Annotated in this window: 1 protein-coding gene; it reads left to right on the top strand. The window is 59.6% G+C overall.

The annotated features are described in order from the left end of the window. Positions 1–262: 262 nt before the first annotated feature. On the top strand, positions 263–1,553 hold a 1,291-nt coding region (locus tag AC1DT3_RS20645), incomplete at its 3' end, for a cadherin repeat domain-containing protein (RefSeq protein ID WP_477467072.1).

Raw genomic sequence — 1,553 nt, 5'->3', positions numbered from 1 at the left:
ACATGGTCGATCCTTGCAGCTCCCGCGGGAGCGAATCTGAAACAAAGCACGAACAAGGTAGCTGTTCTTCTTGTGTTCTGCAAGTGGTGGGTCAGGACAGAGGGGAAACCCGTTGATCGGCCAAAGAAACATCATGTCACCTAGCTGCTCGTATAGTCCGCTCCGGCCCACGGGCGAATAGGGTTCCCCATTCTGATAGGCGCGTGGTCTCTCCGACCGTCGATAGCCGCAAAAATGATTGCCCTTCCGACTCGGGACCAAAATGGCCGTTCCATATGCACTCGAGATCGTCGCAGGCTCCTTGGGTAGCCAGGCTCCCGACGATCCAGACTACAACGTCGTCTTCAACGAGAACCTTGCTAAAGATACGTTGATCGGGACGATCTCGAACGCCCAGCCCGGTTGGCGCTATACCTTCAATTTCGGCCCCGGTTTCGACGGGGACGGCGGCGGYCGCTTCTACATCGTCGGCAATCAGATTTTCGCGAAGGCCGTCGTGGACGCGGAGGGCAACCCCCTCTTCGACTTCGAACTGGGCAATCTGTTCTCGATGTCGATCACCGGCGCCGAGCTCGGCGGCGGGACCGGCGTGCAGGCCGGACAATTCGGCGTCTATCTCAACGACATCAACGATGCGCCGACCAACCTCGCTTTGAAGAACGCGACTGGCGGCACTGTGCTATCGGTCGTCGAGAAGCTTGCCGCGAATACACTCATCGGCAATCTCACGGCGTACGACCAAGATTTGGAATTGGGTTTCGGCGATGCGCTGACCTACTCGATCACGACCAATCCCGGCAATCGTTTCAAGATCGATCCGACCGGCACCAAGGTCGTGCTTGCGGCGCCGCTGAACTACAACGCGTCGGATCTGCAGTCGGATAGCGGGGGCAAGTTCTACGAGATCAAAGTCCGCGTGACGGATGCCGGCGGCCCAGGCGGCGCGCTGCTCCATGAGGAGAAGACGTTCAAGGTCTACGTGATCGATGACGGCCTCCCCAACAAGGCGCCGACGACGCCGGCAGGCACGGGGAATGTCAACGAGGGGACTGGCAACGGCCAGATGGTCATGACCCTCGACGACGTCGACGACGACGGGGAGGCGATCAGCTACATCTTCGCGAGCGCGCTCGCCGGCTCGAACGGCTTGATCAGTGCCGACAGCAAATTCAAGATCGTCGACAATAAGATCGTGACCAATGGCGCGGTCGCGGACGTGGCGTCGGATACGCCGATCAATTATTCGCTTGTCGCGAACGACGGTTCCGGCACGGCAAACGCGACATCCACCGGCACGGTGACGATCACCGTAAGGAACGTCAACAAGGCCCCGACAACGCCGTCCGGGACCGCGAACGTCAACGAAGGCACAAGCAACAACCAGACGGTCGTGACGCTTGCCGCCAAGGATGGCGACAACCAGACCATCAGCTACACCTTTGCGAGTTTCCAGGCGGGTTCGGGCGGCCTGATCAGCGCGGACGGCAAATTCAAGATCGTCAACAACACGATCGTGACGAACGGTACTGTCGCGGATGTCACGTCGGATACGC

The organism is Microvirga sp. P4_G7 (assembly GCF_056401005.1).
Note: the sequence above shows the minus strand (reverse complement) of the source record. Positions and strands in the feature narration are given on the sequence as shown.